The sequence below is a fragment of the Devosia sp. YIM 151766 genome (genome assembly GCF_030285925.1).
Classification (GTDB): domain Bacteria; phylum Pseudomonadota; class Alphaproteobacteria; order Rhizobiales; family Devosiaceae; genus Devosia.
This window is the reverse complement of sequence record NZ_CP127251.1, coordinates 2,613,364-2,638,819: the sequence shown is the minus strand read 5'-3', so window position 1 is coordinate 2,638,819 and position 25,456 is coordinate 2,613,364. Positions and strand designations below refer to the sequence as shown.

Genomic DNA, 25,456 nt, shown 5'->3' with positions numbered 1-25,456 from the left:
GAATAGGAGAGGATTGTGGCCGCGACTTCGTGCTTCGACGGGCTCGGCATGAGGTCTATGAGCAGTTCCGGCTTTGACGGAATCGGCGTCTCACCCCCCCGTTCGTCACCCTCGCGCTTGACGCGAGGGTTTTTTGTTTGTGGGTCTGTAGTAAGAGCCCTCGCGTCAAGCGCGAGGGTGACGATCCGGGAATAGGAGAGGATTGTGGCGGCGACCTCGTGGTTCGACAAGCTCAGCATGAGGTCTATCGAAGCGGGTAGCGCGAGATTGCCGATTGTGCAGGGCCCGACGGCCCGGCATTTATTCCGGCCGGGCTTTGCGGCGGGTGAGGAGGGCGGGGGCGTATTCGGCGAGATAGAGGGCGAAGGCGAGCATCCAGAACAGGCCGCTGAGCTCGATCAGGCGCAGATAATGGTCGGGCAGGAGCGCGGCGGCCGGACGCAGCAGGGCGCTGAGCAGGAGCAGGCCATAGCTGGCGACGGTGAGCGGCGGGGCGGTGAGGGGCAGGCCGGTATGGCCGCGGGTGGCGCGGCCCATGACGGCGAGGGTCATCAGGCCGATGGCGCCGATGGTGAAGACGTGCAGAGCGGCAGCCTGTTCGGCCAGCTCGAAGGGCACCAGGGCGACGGCGAGGAAGCCGAGCGGCACGAAGCCATAGGCCAGATGCAGCACGAGGACCAGACGCTCGGCCCCGGTCCGCCAGCCCTGCCAGCGCGCCAGGCGCCAGGCATGCAGCAGGGCGGCGGCCAGGCAGGCGATGGCGGTGAGGTAATGGTTGGGGGCAAAAGCCCAGAGGGCCAGGGCGGCGAGGCCGGCGAGCAAAGCGAGCGTGTCGAAACGGCCATAGGAGGCCGGCAGCTCGACGACATGGCGCTTGGCCAGCCAATTGCGGGTGAAGCTCGGGACGATGCGGCCGCCGATGATGGAAATGAGCATGATATAGGCGCCGACGGCGAGGCGGCTGGCGAGGCCCGGATCCTCACCCCAGACGACGAGTGCATGAAAGCCGATATTGGCAAGGCCGAGGGCGCCGACGCCGGCCAGCACCTTGAGGTCGCGCCATTTGCGGCCGGCGACGATCTCGCGCAGGCAGACGGCGAAGAGCAGGGGCAGGAAGGCGGCGTCGACCAGGATGGCGAGGGGCAGGCCGATCAGGTCGGGCGCCATCAGCACCAGCCGGCCGGCCAGCCAGGCCAGGACCAACAGCGCCAGGGGCCGGCCGGAAACGGGCAGCCGCCCGGTCCAATTGGGGATGGCGGTGAGCAGGAAACCGGCCAGAGCGGCGCTGGTATAGCCGAACAGCATTTCATGGGCGTGCCAGGCCGGGCCGCCATAGGAGCCGCCAATGCCGAGCCCGGCGGCGAGGGCGGCGACCCACAGGGCCATGGCGAGCACGGCCCAGATGCCGGCGGCAAGGAAGAAGGGCCGGAAGCCATAGGCGAGGATGACCGGGCCGCTATGGGCAATGCCGCGCGGCACGGGTTTGCGGGGGGATTTGGGGGGCATGGCGAAGCGGGGTCCGGGGACATTCGGCGCGAAGTGTAACGGGGCCAAGCCGGGCATCGTTGCGTTGGCGCAAAGTTGGGCGCCTATCTTCGGTGGATAGGAGCCTCATGTCCTGCGCTAACTGGTCGGGGTGAGTGCCACGTTAGCGCGGCGATATCCTTCCCCTCAGCCTTGTCCTTCGGCGAGGGCTTCGAGGCGGGGGCGGTCGCGGACCAGCAGTTTCTGGCGGCCGCCCTTGACGATGCCCTGGCTTTCCCAGGCGCTGAAAATGCGCGAGACGGTGTGCAGCGTGGTGCCGGTCATCTCGGCCACGTCCTGGCGGGTGAGGGGGAAGTCGATGCGCACCCCGTCCTGCTCGCGCCGTCCGGCCTGGTCGATGAGGCGGAGCACGGCATGGGCGACGCGGCGCTCGACTTCCTCGGTGGCCATTTCGCGGATGCGGGTATGGGCTTCCTGCAGGCGCTGGCCGATGGTGCGCATGGCATTGACTGCCAGATGCGGATTCTGCTCGACGAAATGGCCCCAGACATCGTTGGGCCAGGACATGACGACGCTTTCGGCGGCGGCGATGGGAGTGCCGGGATAATCGTCGCGCTGCAAGGCCTGGGCGAAGCCGAACAGGTCGCCGGGATGGACGACGCGCACGATGATCTGCTGACCTTCGGGCGTGACCTGGGTGACCTTGAGGCGGCCATGCAGCAGCAGGAAGAAATGCGTGGCCTTCTGGCCCTGCTCGAACACCGTCTCGCTGATCTGGACGCGGCGCATGCTGGCGCGGGCGAGCAGGCGGTCGAGATCCTCGTCGGTCATATTGGCGAACAGGGGCAGGGCCCGCACCAGGCTGCGGTCGATTTCGGCCACGTCGCTGTCCTCCGGCTGTTGCTGCATCGCTGATACAGCAAAAGCCGGGGCGGCGAAACCGGCGCGAGGGTCGCACCCATCGGGCGCTCGGCTAGAGGCCAAAGCGGGCCAGCAGCATCTCGTGCCAGGCCGGACGGCGCACCAGGCGGAAGCCGAGATTGTCGGGAGGCACGCCCACCGAGCAGCCGCCGCTGCGGGCGTCGCGGATGAAATAGCTCACCGGGGTGCGGTGCTGTCCCGCCAGGATGCGGATCGTGCAGGCCGGCGCCTGGCTGACGATGTCGCCGGCGGCGTCGATATGGATCCGGGCATGGCAGGTATCGGTCCATTCCCAGACATTGCCGGCAATGTCCATGAGGCCATTGGCATTGGCGCCAAAGCTGCCGAGCGGGCGCGGCAGCGGATCGGCGGCGCGCTTGCGGGCGGCTTCCCGGCGGTAATCGGCGATCCAGCGCAAAGCGGGATTGGTGCGGTCGTCGGCCAGGCCCAGCGCGTCGTCGGCAAAGCGCTCGCCGGCGGCATAGGCCCATTCGGCGTCGCTGGGCAGGGTCCAGGTCTGGCCGGTCTCGGCCGAGAGCCAGGCGGCATAGGCCAGGGCATCGCCATAATTGACGCCGGTGGCCGGGACGTCGCCGCTGCCGAGATGGCGCGGCTCGGCCGTGGCGCAGGCCCCGGCATTGACGCAGCGGGCATAATCGGCGGCGCTCACCTGATATTGCATGATGGTGAGCGGCTCGGCGATGGCGATATCGGTCATGGGGGCATCGACCGGCACGGCGTCGCGCAGATAGTGGCCCGGGGCGCGATAGGTCAGGTGTCCCGGAGGCAGGGTGACCGTTGCGGGCCCAACGGGATCGACGGAACGGACCAGGGCCGGGAGCGGCGCGATCTGCACCGCCATGGCCGCCAGCGCCAGGGCCAGCAGGGTGGCGGGCAGCAGCAGAATGGTCGCGTTCTGAGGATGGGCGGCTTTGGCTGTCATTGTCCTGCCTCCGGGGGAAGCCGGCGCCCATAGGGGCGGGCGCCGGATAGGGATGGCATGCGGGACCCGGTCAGATGGGGCTTGGAGCCAGCACGCTGGTCATCAGGTCGTCGTTCCAGTCGCCCTCGACCACGAAATGGCCGGCGGCGCCGAGTTCGAAGGCCTCGATGAGGTTGTGGTTCACATAGGCGTATACGCCCGGCTGGAGGAAGGTGTAGAAGGCCGCGCCAGCCGCGCCGCCGGGGATGAACCAGGTTTCCTGATCGACATCGGGCGGGGTGTGGAACTTGCCCGTGGGCCAGACGAAATCGCCATGGCCGCCGATCAGGTGGGGCCGGGTGTCGCGATTGGCCTGCGAGTGGACGATCAGCACCTTGTCGCCGACATTGGCCTTGAGGGCGTTGTCGCCGGTCAGCGCCCCTACCCTGCCGTTGAAGACGATGTGGCTGGGCAGCAGGGTGCGCATGACTTCGAGCGTATCGGCATAGCCGTCGCCGACGCTGTCATAGCTGCGGTAATTGCCGTCCGCGTCCTTGGGAATGTAGAAATCCTGCTCGCCGACATAATAGACCCGGTCATAGGTGAGCAGATTGCCCTGGGGATCGCGCAGGCCCTCGCGCGGCAGCACCATGATGGCGCCGTTCATGCCGGCGGTGACGTGCCAGGGCACCATGCCCTCGGGGGCGCAGTGATAGACGAAGACCCCCGCCTTGGTGGCCTTGAAGCGCAGCACCGCCTTCTCGCCCGGATTGACATCGGTGAGGCTCGCACCGCCCAGCGCGCCGGTGGCGGCGTGGAAGTCGATATTGTGCAGCAGCAGGTTGGTGTCGGGATTGATCAGCGTCAACTCGACATAATCGCCCTCATGCACCACCATGAGCGGGCCGGGGATCGAGCCGTTGAAGGTCATGCCCCAGACTTCGGCATTGTCATCGACCTGGTGGACCTTTTCCTCGATGACCATGGTGAACTCGACGATTTTGGGGGCGCCGCTCGCGACCTGTTCATGGGCATGGACGAAGGGTGGGGCGACCAGATCGACCTTGACGCGTTCGAGGGCGTCGAAGGCCACCGGAGCGATGGCCTCGGCGACATCCTGGGCACCGGCAGCGACCATTGTGGTCAATTGCGCCGTTGCACCGATGGCCGCTGCTCCCGCAAGTAAAGCGCGGCGCGAAAGCATGGTATTATTAGCCATTTTCTTCTCCATGATCTGGCACATCTGTGTTCTGTGCCTTCGTGGAGGAAGCTACGATACCTTGCGCAAGCCTACATTGCTCTGGCGCAAATAAAAATCGGCATTTCTCAGCCCGGTTCAGGCTGTGATTATTTGATGTGGATCAAAGATGGGCTGAACGAAAACCGCTAGAAAGAGCGCAACGGGTTGATCGACCCACCTATAAGGAGACCCCCCGATGCGTGCCTTTGCCAGAATTTTCGTCACCCTCGCCGCCCTTGGCGGCATCGCCGCCCCGGCCCTGGCCGCGGATTACGAGGTGCATATGCTCAATAAGGGCGCTGCCGGCACCATGGTGTTCGAACCGGCTTTCCTGCGGATCGAGCCGGGCGACAGCGTGACCTTCCTGCCCACCGACAAGAGCCATAATGTCGAGACGATCAAGGAGATGATCCCGGAAGGGGCGGAGCTGTTCAAGAGCAAGATCAACGAGACCTTCACGGTGACCTTCGAGGTGCCCGGCATCTATGGCGTCAAATGCACCCCGCATTATGCCATGGGCATGGTGGGGCTGATCGCGGTGGGCGACGGCAATGAGAACCTCGACGCGGTCAAGGCAGTGAAGGTGCCCAAGAAGGTGGGGGAGCGCTTCGAGGAGGCCTTTGCGGGCCTCGGCCTCTGACAGCCTGCACAGATGAGGAGGACGGGGCGGCTTCGGGCCGCCCCTTTTTTCATCACCACATCGTCTTTTTGGCGCGCTCGGGCCAAGCCTGGTCATAACCGTCGCCGCCGACCCGGTTTTCGGTCATGGCGGCCAGAATCTGGCCGGGGCTGGGCAGGCTGGCCGGATCGACATGGCGGGCCGGGTTCCAGAGCTCGGAGCGGATGATGGCGCGGGCGCACTGGAAATAGACTTCCTCGATATCGAGCACGATCACCGAACGGGGGGCTTTTTCCTCGACGGCGAAGCTGTCCAATATGGCCGGATCGATGGAGAGATAAGCGCGGCCATTCACCCGCAGCGTGGTGCCCGAGCCGGGAATGAGGAAGAGCAGGGCGCAGCGCGGATCGCGAACGATATTGCGGAGGCTGTCGACGCGGTTATTGCCGCGCCGGTCGGGCATCATCAGCGTCTTGTCGTCGTGGATGCGCACGAAGCCGGGCTTGTCGCCGCGCGGCGAGCAATCGATGCCTTCCGGGCCGATCGTCGCCAGCGCGGCGAAGGGGCTGGCTTCGATCAGGCGCCGGTAATGCGGGGTCACGGACTGGGCGATCTTGGCGGTGGAGGCGGCGGCGGGCGCCGGCTGGTAGAGCGCGTCGAGCTGGTCGAGAGAAATTATCCGGGTCATGGGGGTCGCGTTGTGATGGAACCGCGCTGGGATTGGCGGGTAAGTAAGCCTATATCTGGCGATAATGACAGTCGGCCCCCGGGCCAATGTCGCGTTTTCGAGCGGAAAAGTGGTGGCCACTTGGTCCGCAAACGCCTTGAAGGAGCAATGCCATGGACGCCCATGCCTTTCCCGTGACCCGCAGCGAAGCCGAATGGCGCGAGAAGCTGACGCCGGAGCAATACCAGATCATGCGCGAGCACGGCACCGAGCGGCCGGGAAGTTGCGCGCTGCTGCACGAAGAGCGGCAGGGCACATTTTCCTGCGCCGGATGCGACACGCCGCTTTTCGCCTCGACGCTGAAATTCGAGAGCGGCACCGGCTGGCCGAGCTTCAACGATCCCATTCCCGGTTCGGTGGAAACCACGACCGACCGCTCCTTCGGCATGGTGCGCACCGAGGTGCATTGCGCCACCTGCGGCAGCCATCTGGGCCATGTGTTCCCCGACGGCCCCCCGCCCACCGGGCTGCGCTATTGCATCAACGGCGTGGCGCTGAATTTTTCGCCGGCGGAATAGGGGGCGCGTCCGAGGTTTCGACACCGTCGCTCCCTCCGCTTCCCCTAGCCGGGCTATTGTCCATGGCGTGGATAGCGCCCCCTTCCCGGATCGTCACCCTCGCGCTTGACGCGAGGGCTCTTGCGGTGCCGGTAACGCCCTCGCGTCAAGCGCGAGGGTGACGAGCGGTGGTTGTGGGCGATCGCATGGCCCGCTAATCGCTCCGGGCGTGGGGCCGCACGATTTCCTTATAGACCTCATCCTGAGCGCGTCGAACCACGAGGTCGGCAACACCGTGGCCGCGACCTCGTGGTTCGACAGGCTCACCATGAGGTCTATTGATGTGCCGGGGGGTGTGGGTGGGTATCTTGCCAATCGACGTCGCCCGGCAGTCCCAATTAGGCACCATTTCTCGCAGACTTCATCCTGAGCTTGTCGAAGGACGAGGTCGGCAACACCGTGGTCGCGACCTCGTGGTTCGACAGGCTCACCATGAGGTCTATGAGTGGCTTGGGACGAGGTCGATAAATCGATGCCCGTTAGGTGCCTCTTGGCTTGGCCCTGCTGGTGGCGTTGGCGGCGAGGGGGTCGTCGGGCCAGGGGTGGCGGGGATAGCGGCCCTTAAGGTCTTTGGCGACGTCTTTCCAGCTGCCGCGCCAGAAGCCGGGCAGGTCGCGTGTGGTCTGGATGGGGCGGCGGGCCGGCGAGAGCAAGACCAGCAGCAGGGGAATGCGGCCATTGGCGATGGCGGGGTGGCGGTCGAGGCCGAACAATTCCTGCACGCGGATTTCGAGGGCCGGGCCGTTTTCGGCCCCGTAATCGATCGGCAGATGGCTGCCCGAAGGGGCGTGGAAATGGCTGGGCAACAGGCGCTCGATCTCCTGGCGCCTCGCCCAGGGCAGCAGCGTATCGAGCGCCATGCCCAGGCGGTCGGCGCCGATGGCGGCGAGGCGGGTTTCGCCCAAGAGATGCGGGGCGAGCCAGGCGGAATCGGCGGCGAGGGCCGCGTCGGACAGGTCGGGCCAGTCGCCGCCCAGGCGCCGATGCAGGAAGGTGGCGCGGCTGCGCAGCGCCTGCTGCTCCCTGGACCAGGGCAGGTTTTCCGGACGTTTCACGGCGGCCTCGGCCAATAAAGCCGCGGCGGCTTCGAGATCGGCGACCGGGGCCGGGTCGTCGGCAAGGCGCAGGGCGTCGAGGCGGCGCTGGCGGCGGGCGCGCACCGAATGGGTGGCGGCATCGAAGGCGAGCACGGTCCGGGTGTCGATGCGGGCGGCAAAGAGCGTTTCGAGGTCGGCCGGATCGAGCGCGGCGGCGGCGCGGATGCGGCCCTGATGGGCGCTGCCGGTCAGATCGGCGACGACGATATAGGGGGCGCCGGCCAAAGCATGGGTTTCATCGAGCTGCGCCTGCCGGCCATTGGCGAGGCGGAAGCGGCCGCGCGGACCGGCCGCTTGCGCCGCCCGGTCGGGGAAGGCACGGGCGAGGTGATGGCCGACGCCCGGAGAGTCTTCAGGCCGGGTCTCGGAACGGCCATGGGCCTGGGCCAGCCGGGTCCAGCGCCGGGCGAGGGCGCGGGCATCCTCGGCGCGCCGGGAGCGATCGAGACGGAAACGGTCGAGGCGGCGGGCCAGGTCGATATCGTCGCCGCCCAGGCCGCGTTCGCCGATGAGCACGGCCAGTTCGGCGGCCATCCCGCCGTCGCCGGTTTCGGCTCCGGCCAAGACCATATGGGCGAGGCGGGGATGCAGCGGCAGCCGCGCCAGCGCCTTGCCGGCCGGGGTGAGGCTGCCAGTGGCGTCGATGGCATCGAGCCGCGTCAGCAGCGCCCTGGCCTCGGCCCAGGCGGGGGCGGGCGGGGGATCGAGAAAGATCAGGGAGGCCGGGTCGGCGACGCCCCAGGCGGCGAGATCGAGCACCAGGCCGGACAGGTCGGCGGCGAGAATTTCGGGGGTTTCGAAGGGCTCCAAAGCGGCGGTCTGCCCCTCGTGCCAGAGGCGAATGCAAATGCCCGGAGCGGTGCGGCCGGCGCGGCCGCGGCGCTGATCGGCGCCGGCGCGGGAGACGCGGCGGGTGGCGAGCGTGGTGAGGCCGGTGGCCGGTTCATAGACCGGGATGCGGCGGAAACCGCTATCGATGACGATGCGGACGCCTTCGATGGTGAGCGAGGTTTCGGCAATGGACGTGGCCAGCACCAGTTTGCGGCGGCCCGGACCGGCGGGCTGGATGGCTGCGTCCTGTTCGGCCGGGCTCAACTGGCCGTAAAGCGGGGCCAGATCGACATGAGCGGGCAGGCGGGCGACGAGGCGCTCGGCGGTGCGGGCGATTTCGCCCTGACCGGGCAGAAAGGCCAGGATCGAGCCTTCATGCTGGCGGAGGGCCTGGAGAATGGCGGTGGCGAGCTGATCTTCGAGGCGTTGCAGCGGATCGGGCTCGGCATAAAGCGTTTCGACCGGAAAGGTGCGGCCGGGGCTGTCGATGACCGGGGCGCCATCCAGCAGGGCGGCGATGCGGGCGCCGTCAATGGTGGCCGACATGACCAGGATGCGCAGATCGGGCCGCAGGGCGCGGGCATCGAGCGTCAGCGCCAGGCCGAGATCGGCGTCGAGGCTGCGCTCGTGGAATTCGTCGAACAGCACGGCGGCGATGCCGGTCAGTTCGGGATCGTCGAGGATCATGCGGGTGAACACGCCTTCGGTGACGATCTCGATGCGGGTCCGGACCGAGACCTTCGATTCCATGCGGACGCGATAGCCCACGGTCTGGCCGACATCCTCGCCCAGGAGCTTGGCCATCTGGCGGGCGGCGGCGCGGGCGGCGAGGCGGCGTGGCTCGAGCACGACGATGCGGCCATTCCGGCGCCAGGGCGCGTCGAGCAGCGCCAGCGGCACGCGGGTGGTCTTGCCGGCGCCCGGCTGGGCGACAAGCACGGCGCTCTGGCGCTGCGACAGCGCTTCGCGCAAGGCGGGCAGAACGGCTTGGATGGGCAAAGCGGGCCAGGACATTTCCGGGGCATAGCGGCTGGCGGGGGCCGGGAGCAAGCAGATTGCGCGGCAACGCCGGAGGCAGGGAAGGCGTTGGGCTGGCGAACGAGAGGAGCGACGACGTGGCGGGCGGCGGCAAAGGCGATATCAGGATCGGGGTCTCGGGCTGGACCTACAAGCCCTGGCGCGGCAATTTCTATCCGTCCGGGCTGGTGCAGAAGCGGGAGCTGAACTTTGCCGCTTCCCAGTTCAACGCGCTGGAGATCAACGGCACCTTTTATGGCATGCAGACGCCCAAGGCCTTTCGATCCTGGGGTGCGGCGGCGCCGGAGGGCTTCGTCTTCGCCGTCAAGGGGCCGCGCTATCTGACCCATATGCTGCGGCTGACGAATCCGGAGCCGCCGCTGGCCAATTTCTTCGCCTCGGGGCCGCTGGTGCTCGGCGACAAGCTCGGGCCGGTGCTGTGGCAGTTTCCGGCCAGCTTTCGCTTCGACGCGGCGCGCATCGAGGCATTCTTCAAGCTCTTGCCGCAGGACAGCCGAGCGGCGGCGAAACTGGCCCATAGGCATGACCACAGGCTCAAGGCGCCGGCGGATTATGGCGATGGGGGCGCGCGGCCCATACGCCATGCCATGGAAATCCGGCATGAGAGCTTTCGCGATCCGGCCTTCATCGCGCTGTTGCGGCGATATGGCGTGGCGCTGGTCTGCGCCGATACGGTGGATTGGCCGCTGCTGATGGATGTGACGGCCGATTTCATCTATTGCCGGCTGCATGGATCGGCGGAACTCTACCGATCCGGCTATTCGGATGCGCAGCTCGATCTTTGGGCCCGGCGGGTGGGCAATTGGGCGCGGGGCCGGGCGAGCGACGGCAATTTCGTCAGCGGACCGACCGATGACGGAATGCGGCGCGATGTCTTCGTGTTCTTCGACAATACCGACAAGCTGATGGCGCCGAGGGATGCCAAAGCGCTGATGCAGCGGACCGGTATTGCCTGGCCGGACGAGCCGCATTGAGGACTTGTTCACCGCGGGCGTACCGGCCGGTTCTCCAAACCGCATTCGGACGCTAGGGTGAGCGTCCCGAGGAATCGCCCGGAGAGGCGCCATGCAGCTTACTCGTATCGCCAATGACGATATTACCGTCGACGTCGCCGCCCTGGGGGCGGAGATGCAATCCATCCAGACCCGCGATGGCAGGCATTGGCTATGGCATGGCGACGCCACGTTCTGGACCGGGCGGTCGCCGATCCTGTTCCCCATGGTCGGGCGGGCGCCCAATGACACGATCAGCATCGGGGGGCAGCGCTACCAGATGAGCCAGCATGGCTTTGCGCGGCGCAGCAATTTCACCCTGGTGGTCGAGGAATCGGATCGCTGCGTCTATCGGCTGGAAGCATCCGAGGCGAGCCGGGCGATGTATCCGTTCGACTTCCAGCTCGATGTGGAGCACCGGCTGGACGGGCGGGCCGTATCGGTGACGGCGGAAGTAACCAATCGCGATCATCGGGTGATGCCCTATGGCATCGGCTTTCATCCCGCCTTTGCCTGGCCCTTGCCGGGGGCGGCCGGACAGACGCATTTCGTGACGCTGGACAATGGCGGCGAACCGGACCTCTATCGCCTGTCGCGCGGCCTGGTGCGGCCCGAGGCCTTGGCCTCGCCCTTTGTAGCGGGGCGGCTGGAGCTCGAACACCGCCTGTTCGAGGACGATGCGATGGTCTTTCGCGACGGGGCCGGGGCGGGCCTGCGCTTTGGGACGGATACGGGACCGGCCTTGCGGTTCAGCTGGGAAAACCTGCCCAATTTCGCCTTCTGGAGCAAGCCGGGCGCCGGCTATATCTGCCTCGAGCCCTGGCACGGCACGGCGGCCGAAGTGGGCGGTTCAGACGATCTGGCCGAGCGGCCCTATTCGGAATTGCTGGGGCCGGGAGCCACGGGGCGCTATGGTTTCCGGGCGGAAATCCTGCCGGACTAAAGTGGTCCAATTTTGAGCCGGGACGCTGGGGCCCGCGATGTCATTCCCGCGAAGGCGGGAAACCGGCTTGGCTTGAAACGGAGATTCCCGCTTTCGCGGGAATGACCCGGTGGGGCGAAGGGAAAAGATCCAGCTATTCGGCGGCGCCGCGTTCGTCGATGAGGGCATCGGGGCCGGCCGGATCGCCGGGGGCGGTTTCGGCGCCGAGATCGGGGAAGGCGACGATGCGCTGGCCGCGGAAATCGGTGCGCAGGACGACGAGGCCGCGTTCCTCGAACCAGGTGAGCAGGCGCCGGGCGCGGCTGGCCGAATGGGTGCCGTAGAGCCGAGCGAGGGTGGCGTCGGACGGGCAGGGCGCGGCGGCAAGCGCCGCCTGGGCCAGCACCAGGAAGACGCCCTGTACGTCGTCGGTCAGGGTTTCGGACAGCGACAGCGCCTGCTGCCAGCCTTCGGAGCCGGCCGTCTCCTCGTCGGGGGCGACGCGGGCGACGGCGAGCAGGCGCTTGAAGGCCGGTAGGGCCGGGGGTTCGCCGGGCACGCGGCGGATGCGGCAGCGGACCAGAAAATCCTGGTAGAGCACGGCATGGGTGCGGAAGCCGGCATCGGGGTCGCTGAGCAATTCCGCCATTACCGACTGGATCATGGCCTCGCGCTCGGCCTCGTCGATCTCGGGAAACAGCGAAGCAGGTTCGGATGGCGCCTCGGCGCGGGCCCGGGCCCGGGCTTCGGCGACCTGGGCGAGCAATTCGTTGGTCGAGGGCGGCGGCGGTGGTGGCGGGCGGCGGACGATGGGCCGGCTGAGCTCTTCGGGGTCCTGTGTGAAAATCAGATCGGCGGCGTCAATTGGCGCTTCGGGCAGCGGGGTCAGCTTGGGGCTGGTGGAGCGGGCTGAGGTTTCCACGGGGCCGATGGTGACCGGCAGGGGGCGGCGGGATATGGCCGGGCCGAGAGCGACGAAATGACCGCGGGCCAGGTCGCGGAATTGCTCGGCCTGGCGGCGGTCCATGCCGAGCAGATCGGCGGCGCGGGCCATGTCGATATCGAGAAAGGTGCGGCCCATCAGGAAATTGGAGGCTTCGGCGGCGACGTTCTTGGCCAGCTTGGCGAGGCGCTGGGTGGCGATGACACCGGCCAGGCCGCGCTTGCGGCCGCGGCACATCAGGTTGGTCATGGCGCCGAGCGACAATTTGCGGGCTTCGTCGGAGACTTCGCCGGCCGCGGCGGGGGCGAAGAGCTGGGCTTCGTCCACCACGACGAGGACCGGATACCAATAATCGCGGTCGGCATCGAACAGGCCGCCGAGAAAGGCGGCGGCGGCGCGCATCTGCTGCTCGACATCGAGGCCTTCGAGATTGAGGACCACCGAGACCCGGTGCTGGCGGACGCGGGCGGCGATGCGGGTGAGTTCGTTCTCGGTGCGGGCGGCGTCGACGACCAGGTGCCCGTAGCGGTCCGCGAGCGTTACGAAATCGCCTTCAGGATCGATGACGCATTGCTGCACCCATTGCGCGGATTGCTCGAGCAGGCGGCGCAGCAGGTGGGATTTGCCGGAACCGGAATTGCCCTGGACCAAGAGGCGGGTGGCCAGCAGCTCCTCCAGGTCCATGCTGGCGGCGCCGGCTCCGCGGCTTTCTCCCATGTCGATGGCGACCTGCATTCTCTCTCCGGCTGGACGCGTTCACATCCGGCATGGAAAGGCGAACGCACGGCTACATGATGTCGGGGGCAGTGTTAGCACGAAGCGTCACCGATTCGGCCATGGGGGGTGGAGAGTGTTTACATTGGGTGCTTGCTTCGGCGACAGGGCTGGCGGCTCCTGCGTCCCTCGAAGGGGGGTGGCGGCGCGAGGGCGAAACTCCCGGATGTGTAGGAACCGCAGCACCCCCACCCCTTCCCTCCCCTCAAGGGGGAGGGGGCGAAAGGTCTCAATGCCCGAGACAACTCGACTCAAAGCGCCCGATGTAAACACTTCCGCTGTCGCGGGCACCGAGAAAAATGCCACAGATGCGCCGGTGCCGGCGCTAAAGGTCGCGCAGCAACCTTGCGGGGCGGGCGGAAGCGGCTCGCAGGATGGTCATGGCGCCGAGCAGGGCGGTGATGACGATGGCGGTGGCCAGCACCACGGCGATGATGTCGGGGCGGAAGGTGAATTCCACTTCCAGCATCAGCATGGAAACGGTGCGGCCGATGCCGAGGCCGAGGATTAGCGCCGGAATGGCCGCGAGCAGCGCCAGCAGGAAATATTGCAGGAAAGCGGTGGCGATGAGCTCGAAGCGGGTGGCGCCCAGGACCTTGGTGATGATGGTGTCGGCCTCGCGCTGGCGGCGGCCCGTAGACAGTGAGCCGATGAGCACCAGCAGGCCATTGCCGACCGCCAGGCCGCCGACCAGGGTGGCGGCGAAGGAAAGCTGGCTCAGCGCGTCGGTGACCTGTTTCAGCGTATCGCCGACCGAGATGAAGCGGATATCGGGGAGTTCGCTGGCCAGGAGCCGGGTGACGTTTTCTTCCTGGCCGGGGGCGGCGGTGACGGCGGCGAAGAGCGTCGTCGGATAGGCGTCGAGCACGCCGGGCGAGAAGGTGGCGAGGAAGTCGATGCCGCCCTGCCAGGAATAATCGCGGAAGCTGGCAATGGTGACGTCGACGCTTTCGCCGAAAATGGTGAAGGTCAGCGTGTCGCCCAGATCGACGCCGAGGCCGTGGCGCAGGCTTTGATGCAGGCTGACCAGGCCGGGACCGGCGTGATCGGCGGGCCAAAACTGGCCGGCGGTGACGCGGGAGGAGGCGGGCAATTCGCTGCGCCAGGTGAGCGGTACGTCGCCGGAGAGCAGGAACGTGGCCTCGGGGCCGCGGGTGCGGACAAGCTCGGCGGGAATTCCGTTGACCGCGGCGAGGCTGCCACGCAGCATGGGCGTGGAGACGAAGCGGGTCATGCCATTGCCGGCGGCGGCGAGGATCTGCAAATCCTCCACCTCGTCGGGAAAGAGATCGGAGCCGACCAGGGTGGGGGCGTCGAAGGCCGAGGCGCCGAGGAATTCCTGTTGCAGATTGGCCTGCATGACCAGGACGACGATGAGCATGGCCAGGGCCATGCCGGCGGAGACGACGATGGCGGCGGCATTCTGCCCGGCGGCGGAAATGTTGCGCAGGGCATGGCGGAAAATGCGCGGACCGGCTTCGGGCAGGCGCGCGAGCCCGGCCTGGACGAGGCGGATGAAGAGCTGGAACAGAATGGCGGCGACGGTGCTGGCGAGGCCGAAAGCGGCGACCAGGGCCGCATCGCCGGTCATCAGCCAGGCCAGCAGGAAGAAGGCGGCTATGGCCAGGATCAGCGGCAGCACCTGCCAGGACAGCAGCAGGGCGCGCCAATCGACCGGCGGCGCATCGAGCCCCCGGGAGCGGAACAGCAGGACCGGGCGGATCGCCTGGGCCTGTTGCAGCGGCAGATAGGCGAAGGCGAAGGCGGTGACGAGGCCGGTGCCGGCGGCGATCAGCAGCGGCTGGGCATGTATGGCGGGCTGGAGGGCAATGCCGACGGCGGAGCCGATCGAGGGCAGGATGAGGAAGGCGGTGGAGGCGCCGGCGACCAGGCCAATGCAGACGCCGATAGCGGCCAGGGCGGCGACCTGGGCGAAAAAGTGCACGAAGACCCGGAAGCGGCTGGCGCCGATGGAGCGCATGACGGCGATGACGCCGGAGCGCTCGGCGATATAGGCGCGCATGCCGGTCCAGACGCTGACGCCGCCGATGAGCAGCGAACCGAGCCCGACAATGACCAGGAAGCGCATGAAGAGGTCGTAATAGCGCACCATCTGGCCCAGCCCGTCGCGGGCCGAGCGCACGGTCCAGCCGCTATCGCCGAAGCGTTCGGTGGCGGCGGCGAGGCCCGTTTCGAGGTCGCGGTCGGCCAGCAGGATCTTGTAGCGATACCAGGTGCCGAGGCCGGGCAGGGGCGAGGAACGGTCGCTGACCACGCTGAAACCATCGGCGGTGATCAGCACCGGCAGGCCGAGGCGGAAGCCGCGCACCGGCGCGTCGGGCAATTGGCCGAGCGTGCCGCGCACGGAAAATTCGGTGCCGCCGAGACCGATGGAATCGCCGATCCGGACGTCGAGCTGGTCGAGCATGACTGCATCGATCAGGGCGCCGGGCACGTCATCTTCCGGAGCGAGGAATGTGGCGATATCGGTATCGGCGGGCAATTGCGGGCTGCTGACGGCGCCAAGCAGCGGATAGAGGGGGCCAACGGCGCTGACATCGGCGAAGGCCTCGCCGGTAAAACTCTCGGCGCGCAGATTGGTGTCGATGATATTGACCACCACGCCCAGGGTGGCCATGGCGGCGATTTCCTCGGCGCTGGCGAGGCGGTCGGCGCGCGACAGTTCAATGTCGCCGCCCATGATTTCGGCGGCGCCGGTCTCGATGGCGCGGGTAATGCTGGCGCCCACGGAATTGACGCCGGCAATGAGCGCGGTGCCGACGGCGAGGCAGGTGACCAGGAGCAGGAAGCGGCGCAGATCGCCGCGCATGTCCAGCAGGCCGGTGCGGATGGCGGGCCAGAGCTTGACCATCAGCGCGCCACCGGCGTTTCGGTCAATTCGCCCTGGGTCATGGTGTAGACGCGGTCGGCCTTGGCGGCGAGGGCCGGGTCATGGGTGATGAGCACGATGGCGGTCTTGTTGCGGCGGGCCAGGTCGAACATGAGATCGACGACCACGGCGCCGGTCTTCTGGTCGAGATTGCCGGTGGGCTCGTCGGCCAGCAGCAAAGGCGGATTGGCGACCATGGCGCGGGCCAGGCCGACGCGCTGCTGCTCGCCGCCCGACAGGGCCGAAGGACGGTGGTCGAGCCGGGCTTCGAGCCCGACAGCGGCGAGGGCCGCCGCCGCCTGTTCGCGAATCTGGGCCATGGACAGGCCGGGCTCGGCGATTTCGAGCGCCATGCCGACATTGTCGAGGGCGGTCAATGAGGGGATGAGATGAAAGCTCTGGAAGACGATGCCGAGCGTATGGCGGCGGAAACGGGCTAATTGGTCCTCATTCATCGCGCCGAGATCGCTGCCATTGACCACGACCTTGCCGCCGGTGGCCTTTTCCAACCCCGCCAACAGCATGAGCAGCGAGGTCTTGCCGCTGCCCGAGGGGCCGACAATGGCCACGACTTCAGCGGGGGCGACGCGCAGGGATACCTGGCGCAGGATATGCAGGGGCCGTCCGGCGATTTCGAGCGTATAGTCGACATCCCGCGCATCGATGATGGCCGTCTCGGTCATTGCGTAAGGTCCCCATTCCCCCAGGCGCGGCCCATTCGACGGAATCGATTCGCTGCGCCCCATTGTTGTTGCCGCAACCTGGCCCCCTGAAAAGGGGGTTCATGCTGCCGGCGGCAGTCTTAAGCTCTCTGTGCGCCGCAAAACCGTCCTGGCGGCTATATTGGACAGATCAGTGCCGGCTAATCGTAACAAAGCCGTCAACAGCAACAATTTCCCACTGGCCTAGATCGATCCGGGCTGGCAGAGATTAATATAGTGAAAGTTTGTGAGGGGGACCCCAGAGTGAAGACGTGGTTGCGGGCTGTAATTGCTTTGCTGGCCTTGCAGATGGCCGCCGTGGCGCCGGTACAGGCGCAGGGAGAGCTGGCGCTGCTCGAATCCTATGTGGGCGATTGGCGAGGCGACAGCGCGCTGGTGGGCGCCAATAAGCACGAGCCGTTCCGCTGCCGGCTGGGGGTCAACAAGGGCAATCTGGGCAAGATCAACTATACCGGGCGCTGCACGCTGGTGAATGCGACTTTGTCGATCAGCGGCACCATCGCCTTCAACGAGGCGACACGCCGGTTCGAGGCGGCGATGAGCACCAATGCCGGCTATACCGGGCTGGCGGTGGGCCAGACTTCGAGCGGACGGATCAGCTTCGACCTGCGCGAGCAGCAGAAGGACCGGGCCGGCGGCGACGTGCGCATCGGCGCGCGCATCCTGCTGGTCGCCGAGCGCATCACGGTGGACTTCGAAGTCGAGTTCAACAATTCCGGCGAAGTGATGACCGCGTCGGTGCCGTTCAGCCGGTAGGGGAGGCTATGCATAGGGGCTCGTGTCTTTGCGGGGCGGTGTCGTTTGTCCTCAGGGGAGACATGCCCGAGGCCTCGGCCTGCCATTGCACCAGATGCCGCAAGGTCAGCGGCTCCTATGAAATCGGTATAGATGTCAATAAATCGGCATTGGAGATTTCCGGTGCGGAGCATCTGACCTGGTATTTTTCGTCGGAGAAAGTCCGGCGCGGATTTTGTGCGACCTGTGGTTCACCGATGTTCTTCGATGCTCCGGAGGCCGACTGGATCGGGCTGCATCTGGGCTCATTCGACGGTAAAACGGGGGCGCGGATCGCCAAACATATCTTCGTTGCCGATAAGGGCGATTATTACGAGATTTGCGATGGCGCGCCGCAATATGAGACGGTGCCTGCAGGATAGACACGCCGTTCGTCACCCTCGCGCTTGACGCGAGGGTTCTTTTTTGCCGGGGTCGCCAGGGCCCTCGGGTCAAGCCCGAGGGTGACGATCTGGGATGGGCCCTCGGGTGAAGCCCAAGGGTGACGTCTGTGCTGTAACGGGCATTAGCCAGCTTAGAGCCGCAGCAAGGTTTTCACGTCGACCGGCAGGCCGGTGGCGAAGGATTGGTTGGCGGCGATGCCGGTGAGGATCGACAGGGCGCCGTCGCGGTGATCGGCGCCGTAGCCGGGCCGGGGCTCGGCATTGCCGAAGATTTCCTCCAGCATGATCTTGTCGCCGCCGCCATGGCCGCCTTCGGCGTGGGCGATCGGGATCTGGCGCGGTTCGCCATGCATGGGGAAGTGATAGAGTCGCACCCCCTTGGCGGCCCCTTCGGTGTCGGGGCTGGAGCCGGCATTGATATAGGAATTTTCGTGCACCGTGAGTTCGAGGCGTCCGGCGGTGCCGTTGAGCGCGACGTTGAAGCCTTCCCAGGGCGCATAGGCATAGAGCGAATAGGTCATCACCGCCTTGTTGCGATAGCGCACCATGACCGACATGGTGTCCTCGATGCTGATGCCGTCGCCGAAAACGTTCTGGTCGCGCTGATAGCCGTCTTCCTTCTCGGCATCCCAGTAAAGGCCCTGCTGCACCGGATTGTCGGTGAGGCTGATGGCGAAGGGATCGTTGCGCGCCGCCTCGACATTGGTGGTGCGGGTATAGGGCGTGAAGACGCCGCGCTCTTCGGCATTGGCGCGGCCGTAAAACCGCAAATCGCCCATGGCAAAGACCGTGTCGGGCCGGGAGCCGAGCCAGAAATTGACCAGATCGAAATGATGGGTGGATTTGTGGACCATCAGGCCGCCGCTATTGCGCTTGTCGCGGTGCCAGCGGCGGAAATAATCGGCGCCATGGCGGGTATCGAGCAGCCATTCGAAATGCACCGAGGTCACGGTGCCGATGGCGCCGGCGGCCACCAATTCGCGCAGGGCGGCATTGTGCGGGGCGTAGCGATAATTGAAGGTCACGCGCACCGAGCGCCCGGTGCGCTCGACCGCATCCAGGATTTCCTGGCATTTCTCGCGGTCGGTGGTCATGGGTTTTTCGGTGATGACGTCGCATCCGGCATCGAGAGCGGCGACGATATATTGGTGATGGGTGCGGTCGATCGAGGTGACGATCACCGTGTCGGGCCGGCATTCCTGTAGCATCCTGGCGAAATCGGCGGCCCGGTAGGCGGGCACCGCCTCCCCCGACAATTCCCCAACAATCACCTTATTGGTGTAATCCATGCGGACCTGATTGGTGTCGCAGAGCGCGACCAGACGGGACTGCTCCCGATGCGGCCCCAATATGGCTTCATAGAACATGCGCGCCCGACCTCCGGTCCCCACCAGCGCGTAGGTCTTGGTCATTCGATGATCTCCGGTCTCGATATGGATAGAATGCCGCGCCCCCGAATAGGCGGCGCCGGCTGAATCTACCATACAAGATTGCGCGGCGGTATACTTGTTTCTATATTCCGGTCTTTGCCGGGCCGTGGCCTGATTCCTGTGGATGCCGGCATTGACGGGCAAGCCATGGGACATTTGCTGTCCCATGGTCGAAGGAAGGGAATCACTCATGACCGTCAGCGCCCCCGCGACAAGCGAAGAGACCATGGCGATGCGCGTCGTCGGCGCGCTGCGCGACGATATCGTAACCATGGCGCTCAAGCCCGGCGACGTCATCTCGGAAAGCGATATTGCCGGGCGCTATGGGGTGTCGCGCCAGCCGGTGCGCGAGGCCTTTATCCGCCTGGCGCAGCAGGGGCTGCTGCTGATCCGGCCCAAACGGGCCACCGTGGTCAAGAAGATCTCGCCGGACGGGGTGCGGCAGAGCCGGTTCATCCGCGAAAGCATCGAGGTGGAGATCATCCGCCGGGTGGCCTCCCATCCCGGAGGGGACGCGGCCGGGGTTCTGGCCGGGCTGATCCGGGATCAGGAAGCGGCCTCCTCGGCCAATGACAGGAGCCGCTTCCATATTCTGGACGAGCTTTTCCACCGCACCCTGGCGCGGTATGCCGGGGTGGAATATGCGTGGCAATTGATCGACGATCACAAGATGCAGCTCGACCGGGTGCGCTATCTGACGCTGGGGGCATCCTCCAGCCAGCGGGCCATCAGCGAGCACAAGGCGATCGCCGCGGCGGTGGCCAAGGCCGATCCGGCGGCGGCCGAGGCGGCCATGCGCGCCCATCTGGCCCGGGCCGAAATCTTGCTGACCCAGACGGTCGAGGAATTTCCCGAATATTTCGAATAAGCTGCGGTTCGGCGCGGGGGCGGGGACAGCTTGCCCTGGCGGACCGGGCTCAATAGGTTGCCGCGCCAGAGGCAGAGCAGCGGGAGAGCAAGGCCATGAAGACGCGGCGATTGGGCAAGACCGGATATGAAGTCAGTGAAATCGGCCTGGGCTGCTGGCAATTGGGCGGCGATTTCGGGCCCCTGGGCGATGAGACCGCCATGGCCATTCTCGATCAGGCGCTGAGCGCCGGCATCAGTTTCTGGGACAGCGCCGACGTCTATGGCGACGGGCTGTCGGAAAGCCGGATCGGCGCCCATGCCAAGGGGCCGAATGTCCGGGTGGCGACCAAGCTGGGCCGCTCGGGGGCGCTTTATCCGGACAAATACAGCAAGCAGGGGCTGCGTGAGAGCGTTGTGGCTTCGGCCAAGCGGCTGGGCGTCGCGACGCTGGACCTGGTGCAATTGCATTGCGTGCCGCCCGAAGTGCTGCGCGCCGGCGCCATTTTCGGCTGGATGGACGAATTGGTGGAGGAGGGCCTGGTGCGGCATTGGGGCGCCAGCGTCGAAACCATCGAGGAAGGCCTGCTCTGCCTCGAGCAGCCCGGCTGCGCGACGCTGCAGATCATCTTCAACCTGTTGCGCCAGGATGCGGCGACGCAATTGCTGCCGCAGGCGGCGGAGAAGGATGTGGGCATCATCGTGCGGCTGCCGCTGGCGAGCGGCCTGCTGAGCGGCAAGTTCAGCAAGGACACGACCTTCGACCCGGCCGATCACCGCCATTACAATCGCGATGGCGCGGCCTTTTCGGTGGGCGAGACCTTTTCGGGCATCCGCTTCGAGCGCGGGGTGGAACTGGTGCAGGAATTGAAGGGGCTGGCGCCCGAGGGCATGCCGCTCAGCCAGTTCGCCCTGCGCTGGATTCTGGACCATCCGCAGGTCTCGACGGTGATCGCGGGGGTGAGCAAGCCGGAACAGATCGCCGACAATGTAGCGGCGTCGGAACGCAAGAGCCTGTTCCCGGCGCTGATGATGCAATTGGGCGAATGGTATCAAGCCGAAGTGAAGCCGGAGATTCGAGGCGCGGTTTGAGGGTCACCCCCGGCCTCTCCCCTCATGGGGAGGGGACGATAGACCCAGTCATTTCGGCTGGCCTATAGCGATCCTGCCCTGCCATGCCTAGGTTAACGGCTCCAAGACCAAGAAGAGTATCCTCATGTCCCATCCCGCCTTCGAGCTCGTTCGTGACGAAAAAATCGCCGAAATCAATTCCGAGGCGCGGCTTTATCGGCACAGGAAGACCGGGGCGGAGGTGCTCAGCCTCGTCAATGACGACGAGAACAAGGTGTTCGGCATCACCTTCAAGACGCCGCCGGAGGATTCGACGGGGATCGCGCATATTCTGGAGCATTCGGTGCTGTGCGGCAGCCGGAAATATCCGGTGAAGAAGCCGTTCGTGGAGCTGCTCAAGGGCTCCATGCATACTTTCCTTAATGCCATGACCTTTCCCGACAAGACCGCCTATCCGGTGGCGAGCCAGAACCTCAAGGATTTCTACAACCTGGTCGACGTCTATCTCGACGCGGTATTGTTTCCGCTGATCTCGGAAGACACGTTCGAGCAGGAAGGCTGGCATTACGAGCTGGAAAGCCCGGAGGCGCCGCTGGTCTATAAGGGCGTGGTGTTCAACGAGATGAAGGGCGTCTATTCCTCGCCCGATTCGGTGATGCACAGTCTGAGCCAGAACGCGCTCTATCCCGATATAACCTATGGCAAGAGTTCGGGCGGCGACCCCAAGGTCATTCCCGACCTGACCTATGAGCAGTTCAAGCGCTTCCACCAGACCTATTATCAGCCGTCCAATGCGCTTGTGGTGTTTGCGGGGGACGACGCGCCGGAAAAGCGGCTGGACATTCTCGACGCCTATTTCAGCCAGTTCGAGCCCATCGCAGTGAATGCCGAAGTGGCGCTGCAAACGCGCTGGAATGCGCCGCGCCAGGTTGCGGGCAGCTATGCCGGCAATGTCGATACGGACAAGCGCCGCGACGGCATGGTGTCGGTCAATTGGATGCTCGACCCGCCGGAGAGCCGCGAGGAGGTGTTGAGCCACGGCATGCTGAGCTATCTGCTGGCCGGCAATCCGGCGGCGCCGCTGCGCAAGAAGCTGACCGAAAGCGGGCTGGGCGAGGGCATGATCGGCGGCGGGATTTCCTCGCATCTGCGCCAGCCCATGGGCGGGTTCGGGCTCAAGGGCATCGATCCGGCCAATGCAGGCAAGGTCGAGGCGCTGATTCTCGAAACGCTGGCCGAGATTGCCGAAACCGGCTTTTCCGCCGAGCAGCGGGAAGCGGCGGTCAACACGTTCGAGTTCAATCTGCGCGAGCAGAATACCGGCTCCTATCCGCGCGGCATGAGCTATATGTTCAACGCGCTGGGCAGCTGGCTGCATGGCGGCGATCCGCTGGCGCCGCTGGCTTTCGAGGCGGCGCTGGCCCAGCTCAAGGATAAAGCCGGGCAGGGGCATTTCGAAAAGGAAATCCGCCGGCTGTTCCTCGATAATCCGCATCGGGTGACGGCGAAGCTGGAAGCCGATCCGGAGCAGGGCGCCCGCGAGGCCAGGATCGAGGCGGAGAGGTTGGCGGCGGTGCGCGCCGGGCTCGACGGGGCCGGGCTCAAAAATGTGCTGGAGCGGACGGAACGGCTCAAGGCGCTGCAAGAGGCGGTGGACAGGCCGGAGGACCTGGCCAAGATCCCGACGCTGACCCTGGCCGATCTGGATCGCGACATCCGCACCGTGCCGACCGAAGAGAGCGATATCGGCGGCGCGCGGGCGCTCTATCACGAATTGCCGACGCTGGGGATCGTCTATCTCGATATCGGCTTCGACCTGCATGTGCTCGACAAGGCATTGCTGCCCTATCTGCCGCTGTTCGGGCGGGCGCTGCTGCAAACCGGGACGAGCGGCGAAGATTTCGTGTCGCTGACGCAAAGGATCGGACGCACGACCGGCGGCATCTCGCAGCATCGCGGGCTGGCGACGCGGCAGGACGGGACGGGCAGCGCCGCCTGGCTGTTCCTGTCGGGCAAGGCGGTGCCGGAGAAGTTCGGCGACATGCTGGAGATCATCAGCGATGTGCTGCTCGATGCGCAATTGTCCAACCGCGAGCGGTTCCGGCAGATGGCGCTGGAGGAAAAGGCCGGGTTCGAGGCCCGGCTGGTGCCGCGCGGCAATTTCTTTGTCGACACCCGCATCAAGGCGGGGCTGACCGAGGCGGGCTGGATCGCCGAGCAGATGAGCGGCGTCAGCTATGGATTGTTCCTCAAGGAACTGGTGCAGCGGATCGACAGCGATTGGGCCGGCGTCGAGGCCGCGCTCACCACCATCCGCGACAAGCTGCTCAATCGCGGGCGCATGGTGGTCAATGTCACCGCCGACGGAAAGCTGTGGGATGCGGCGCGGAAGCAGGTGGATACCTTCGTCGCCAGCCTGCCGGACCGGGCCATTGCCGATGCCGATTGGAGCCACCAATTCGCGCCGAGGCATGAGGGCCTGGTGATCCCGGCCCAGGTCAATTATGTCGGCAAGGGCGCCAATCTCAAGGCGCTGGGGATTGAACTCAGCGCCGCATCCGCCGTCGCCTTGCGGCTGCTCAACACCACCTATCTGTGGGACAAGGTGCGGGTGCAGGGCGGGGCCTATGGCGGGTCGAGCCGGTTCGATCTGTCCTCGGGCAATTTCGCCTTTCTCTCCTATCGCGATCCGAACCTCTTGCAGACGCTGGATGCCTATGACGGCGCCGCTGAAGCCTTGCGCGCCGAAATCGGCGAGACCGACCTGGTGCGCTCGGTGATCGGGGTGGTGGGCGATCTCGACCGGCCCGAATTCGTCGATGCCAAGGGCTATGCGGCGATGTGGCGGCTGCTCAACGGGACGACGGACGCGCTGCGCCAGCAGCGCCGCGACGCCATCCTCGCCACCAGCCGGGCGGATTTCCTGGCCCTGGCGGATGCGCTCGACGTGGTGGCCCGCGAGGGGCATATCGTGGTGCTGGGCGGCGAGGCGGCGATCGAGGCGGCCAATGACCAGCGGCCGGGACTGCTGGATGTGAGCAGGGTGGTGTGAGCCACCGGAATTGCCCGGACAGACGGGCAATGGCGATGGAGCGGGAATGATCGCCGGGCCGGTTCCGGCGATCCTGGTGCGGCGGGCGGAACAGCGGCGGCAGGCCGGGCGTTTTCATGCCGAAAGGATTTCCCCATGACATCGCAGGAAGGCGCGCTGGGCCGGCTGGTTCGCAAGGTCGAGGAACGGCTCGAGGCCGGCGATGAGGTTTCGATCGGCCTGATCCAGGCGGTTGCCGGGCACCGGGCGGCGGGGCCGATGCTGCTCTTGCCGGCGCTGCTGGTGATCTCGCCGCTCAGCATCATTCCGGGCGTGCCGACCCTGGTGGGGATCAATACCATCCTGGTGGCCGGGCAGATCGTCTTGGGGCGCGACCAGGTCTGGCTGCCCAAATGGCTGACCGAACGCTGCATCTCGGCCAAACATGCCCGGACATTGATGAAGTTCCTGGTGCCGGCGAGCCGGATGGCCGATGGCGTGGTCAAGCGCCGGGCGCGCTTCATGACCGGGATGGTGATGCGGCGCATCGGCGCGGCCATCTGCGTCCTGGTCGGCGCGATCATGCCGCTGCTCGAATTCGTTCCCTTCACCTCCACCGGCGCGGCCGGCATTATCGCCGTCTATGCGCTGTCGATCACGGCGCGCGACGGCTGGCTGGCCCTGGCCTGGATGGGGCTGGTGGCGGGGGCCGTGGGGCTGGGCTGGCTGCTGCTGGGCTAGAGCCGGTCGAGGATCGTGCGCATCTGCTCGATCTCGGTTCGCTGGGCGGCGATGATGTCCTGGCACAGCGCGGCCAGTTCGGCGTCGGCGAGGTCGGCCTCCCGGCACATGAGGATGGCGCCGGAATGGTGCGGAATCATGGAGCGGACGAATTGTTCGTCGCCGATGGCGCCCTGCAGGCGAATGGCGGCAAAGGCGAGCAGGAAGGCAGCGAGGAAGGCCAGATGCAGAGCCAGGTTGAGACGCCGGCTCGGATACATGGCCGGCATGGTGAGCAGCATCAGCGGCCCCATGGGCGCGGCCATCATCATTGCCATATAGCCCATGTTGAGATTGTGGAAGAAATCGCCGCTCCCGTCGATCATGGCGAACATGACGAAGTACATGATCACGAGGCTGACGAGGATATTGACCGCGAGGGACCAATAGGTCCCGCGCCCGGCATGGCTGTGATCGTCGTCCTGCATGGCAATGCTCCC

Annotated in this window: 21 protein-coding genes; 10 read left to right on the top strand and 11 right to left on the bottom strand. The window is 66.2% G+C overall.

Annotated features, from left to right (window positions below; translation table 11 throughout):
* Positions 1 to 300: 300 nt before the first annotated feature.
* From O9Z70_RS12965 to nirK, 4 genes are all read right to left on the bottom strand, one after another.
* Positions 301 to 1,506, bottom strand: coding sequence for an NnrS family protein (locus tag O9Z70_RS12965; RefSeq protein WP_286019863.1), 1,206 nt, complete (start codon positions 1,504 to 1,506; stop codon positions 301 to 303).
* 165 nt (positions 1,507 to 1,671) lie between these two features.
* Entirely contained in the window at positions 1,672 to 2,394 is a 723-nt protein-coding gene (locus O9Z70_RS12960) for a Crp/Fnr family transcriptional regulator (RefSeq protein WP_286019862.1), read from the bottom strand.
* Positions 2,395 to 2,458: 64 nt separating this feature from the next.
* Positions 2,459 to 3,349, bottom strand: a complete 891-nt coding sequence (locus O9Z70_RS12955) for an SUMF1/EgtB/PvdO family nonheme iron enzyme (protein ID WP_286019861.1) — start codon at positions 3,347 to 3,349, stop codon at positions 2,459 to 2,461.
* 70 nt (positions 3,350 to 3,419) lie between these two features.
* Positions 3,420 to 4,547: a copper-containing nitrite reductase gene (gene nirK, locus O9Z70_RS12950; protein ID WP_286019860.1), complete on the bottom strand. Its 1,128-nt coding sequence runs from the start codon at positions 4,545 to 4,547 to the stop codon at positions 3,420 to 3,422.
* 217 nt (positions 4,548 to 4,764) lie between these two features.
* Here nirK and O9Z70_RS12945 point away from each other — a divergent pair, with 217 nt between their 5' ends.
* Positions 4,765 to 5,208: a pseudoazurin gene (locus tag O9Z70_RS12945; RefSeq protein WP_286019859.1), complete on the top strand. Its 444-nt coding sequence runs from the start codon at positions 4,765 to 4,767 to the stop codon at positions 5,206 to 5,208.
* A 52-nt stretch (positions 5,209 to 5,260) separates the two neighbouring features.
* On the opposite strand, the gene O9Z70_RS12940 is transcribed toward O9Z70_RS12945, so the two are convergent.
* Positions 5,261 to 5,875: a pyridoxamine 5'-phosphate oxidase family protein gene (locus O9Z70_RS12940; RefSeq protein ID WP_286019858.1), complete on the bottom strand. Its 615-nt coding sequence runs from the start codon at positions 5,873 to 5,875 to the stop codon at positions 5,261 to 5,263.
* Between the two features lie 152 nt (positions 5,876 to 6,027).
* Here O9Z70_RS12940 and msrB point away from each other — a divergent pair, with 152 nt between their 5' ends.
* A complete protein-coding gene (gene msrB / locus O9Z70_RS12935; protein ID WP_286019857.1) occupies positions 6,028 to 6,432 on the top strand; it encodes a peptide-methionine (R)-S-oxide reductase MsrB in 405 nt (134 codons plus the stop codon).
* Positions 6,433 to 6,950: 518 nt separating this feature from the next.
* Here msrB and hrpB read toward each other — a convergent pair.
* Positions 6,951 to 9,413, bottom strand: coding sequence for an ATP-dependent helicase HrpB (gene hrpB / locus O9Z70_RS12930; protein WP_286019856.1), 2,463 nt, complete (start codon positions 9,411 to 9,413; stop codon positions 6,951 to 6,953).
* A 101-nt stretch (positions 9,414 to 9,514) separates the two neighbouring features.
* Here hrpB and O9Z70_RS12925 point away from each other — a divergent pair, with 101 nt between their 5' ends.
* Both O9Z70_RS12925 and O9Z70_RS12920 read left to right on the top strand, forming a co-directional pair.
* Positions 9,515 to 10,411 carry a DUF72 domain-containing protein gene (locus tag O9Z70_RS12925; RefSeq protein ID WP_286022016.1) on the top strand — a complete coding sequence of 299 codons (897 nt, stop codon included), beginning with the start codon at positions 9,515 to 9,517 and terminating at the stop codon, positions 10,409 to 10,411.
* Positions 10,412 to 10,502: 91 nt separating this feature from the next.
* Positions 10,503 to 11,372: an aldose 1-epimerase family protein gene (locus O9Z70_RS12920; RefSeq protein ID WP_286019855.1), complete on the top strand. Its 870-nt coding sequence runs from the start codon at positions 10,503 to 10,505 to the stop codon at positions 11,370 to 11,372.
* A gap of 133 nt (positions 11,373 to 11,505) precedes the next feature.
* On the opposite strand, the gene O9Z70_RS12915 is transcribed toward O9Z70_RS12920, so the two are convergent.
* The 3 genes from O9Z70_RS12915 to O9Z70_RS12905 all read right to left on the bottom strand — a co-directional run bounded on the left by O9Z70_RS12915 (position 11,506) and on the right by O9Z70_RS12905 (position 16,641).
* Positions 11,506 to 13,029 carry an AAA family ATPase gene (locus O9Z70_RS12915; protein ID WP_286019854.1) on the bottom strand — a complete coding sequence of 508 codons (1,524 nt, stop codon included), beginning with the start codon at positions 13,027 to 13,029 and terminating at the stop codon, positions 11,506 to 11,508.
* Positions 13,030 to 13,393: 364 nt separating this feature from the next.
* On the bottom strand, positions 13,394 to 15,940 hold the full coding sequence (locus O9Z70_RS12910) for an ABC transporter permease (RefSeq protein ID WP_286019853.1): 2,547 nt from the start codon (positions 15,938 to 15,940) through the stop codon (positions 13,394 to 13,396).
* On the bottom strand, positions 15,940 to 16,641 hold the full coding sequence (locus tag O9Z70_RS12905; RefSeq protein ID WP_286019852.1) for an ABC transporter ATP-binding protein: 702 nt from the start codon (positions 16,639 to 16,641) through the stop codon (positions 15,940 to 15,942). The genes O9Z70_RS12910 and O9Z70_RS12905 overlap by 1 nt, the downstream gene beginning before the upstream one ends.
* Positions 16,642 to 16,935: 294 nt before the next feature.
* Between O9Z70_RS12905 and O9Z70_RS12900 the strand changes: the two genes are divergently transcribed.
* Positions 16,936 to 17,436, top strand: a complete 501-nt coding sequence (locus O9Z70_RS12900) for a hypothetical protein (RefSeq protein WP_286019851.1) — start codon at positions 16,936 to 16,938, stop codon at positions 17,434 to 17,436.
* A 62-nt stretch (positions 17,437 to 17,498) separates the two neighbouring features.
* Positions 17,499 to 17,837 (top strand): GFA family protein, encoded by a 339-nt coding sequence (locus O9Z70_RS12895; protein WP_353057798.1) that lies wholly within the window; start codon positions 17,499 to 17,501, stop codon positions 17,835 to 17,837.
* A 152-nt stretch (positions 17,838 to 17,989) separates the two neighbouring features.
* On the opposite strand, the gene O9Z70_RS12890 is transcribed toward O9Z70_RS12895, so the two are convergent.
* On the bottom strand, positions 17,990 to 19,270 hold the full coding sequence (locus tag O9Z70_RS12890; RefSeq protein ID WP_286019849.1) for a Gfo/Idh/MocA family oxidoreductase: 1,281 nt from the start codon (positions 19,268 to 19,270) through the stop codon (positions 17,990 to 17,992).
* Positions 19,271 to 19,478: 208 nt separating this feature from the next.
* Between O9Z70_RS12890 and O9Z70_RS12885 the strand changes: the two genes are divergently transcribed.
* From O9Z70_RS12885 to O9Z70_RS12870, 4 genes are all read left to right on the top strand, one after another.
* The gene (locus tag O9Z70_RS12885; protein ID WP_286019848.1) at positions 19,479 to 20,156 is read left to right on the top strand and encodes a GntR family transcriptional regulator; all 678 of its coding nucleotides are present in this window, start codon (positions 19,479 to 19,481) and stop codon (positions 20,154 to 20,156) included.
* A gap of 95 nt (positions 20,157 to 20,251) precedes the next feature.
* Entirely contained in the window at positions 20,252 to 21,226 is a 975-nt protein-coding gene (locus O9Z70_RS12880) for an aldo/keto reductase (protein WP_286019847.1), read from the top strand.
* A 124-nt stretch (positions 21,227 to 21,350) separates the two neighbouring features.
* Positions 21,351 to 24,257: an insulinase family protein gene (locus tag O9Z70_RS12875; RefSeq protein WP_286019846.1), complete on the top strand. Its 2,907-nt coding sequence runs from the start codon at positions 21,351 to 21,353 to the stop codon at positions 24,255 to 24,257.
* 135 nt (positions 24,258 to 24,392) lie between these two features.
* Positions 24,393 to 24,977: an exopolysaccharide biosynthesis protein gene (locus O9Z70_RS12870; protein WP_286019845.1), complete on the top strand. Its 585-nt coding sequence runs from the start codon at positions 24,393 to 24,395 to the stop codon at positions 24,975 to 24,977.
* On the opposite strand, the gene O9Z70_RS12865 is transcribed toward O9Z70_RS12870, so the two are convergent.
* On the bottom strand, positions 24,974 to 25,444 hold the full coding sequence (locus O9Z70_RS12865) for a DUF305 domain-containing protein (protein ID WP_286019844.1): 471 nt from the start codon (positions 25,442 to 25,444) through the stop codon (positions 24,974 to 24,976). The two genes, O9Z70_RS12870 and O9Z70_RS12865, sit on opposite strands and share 4 nt — an antisense overlap.
* Positions 25,445 to 25,456 lie beyond the last annotated feature (12 nt).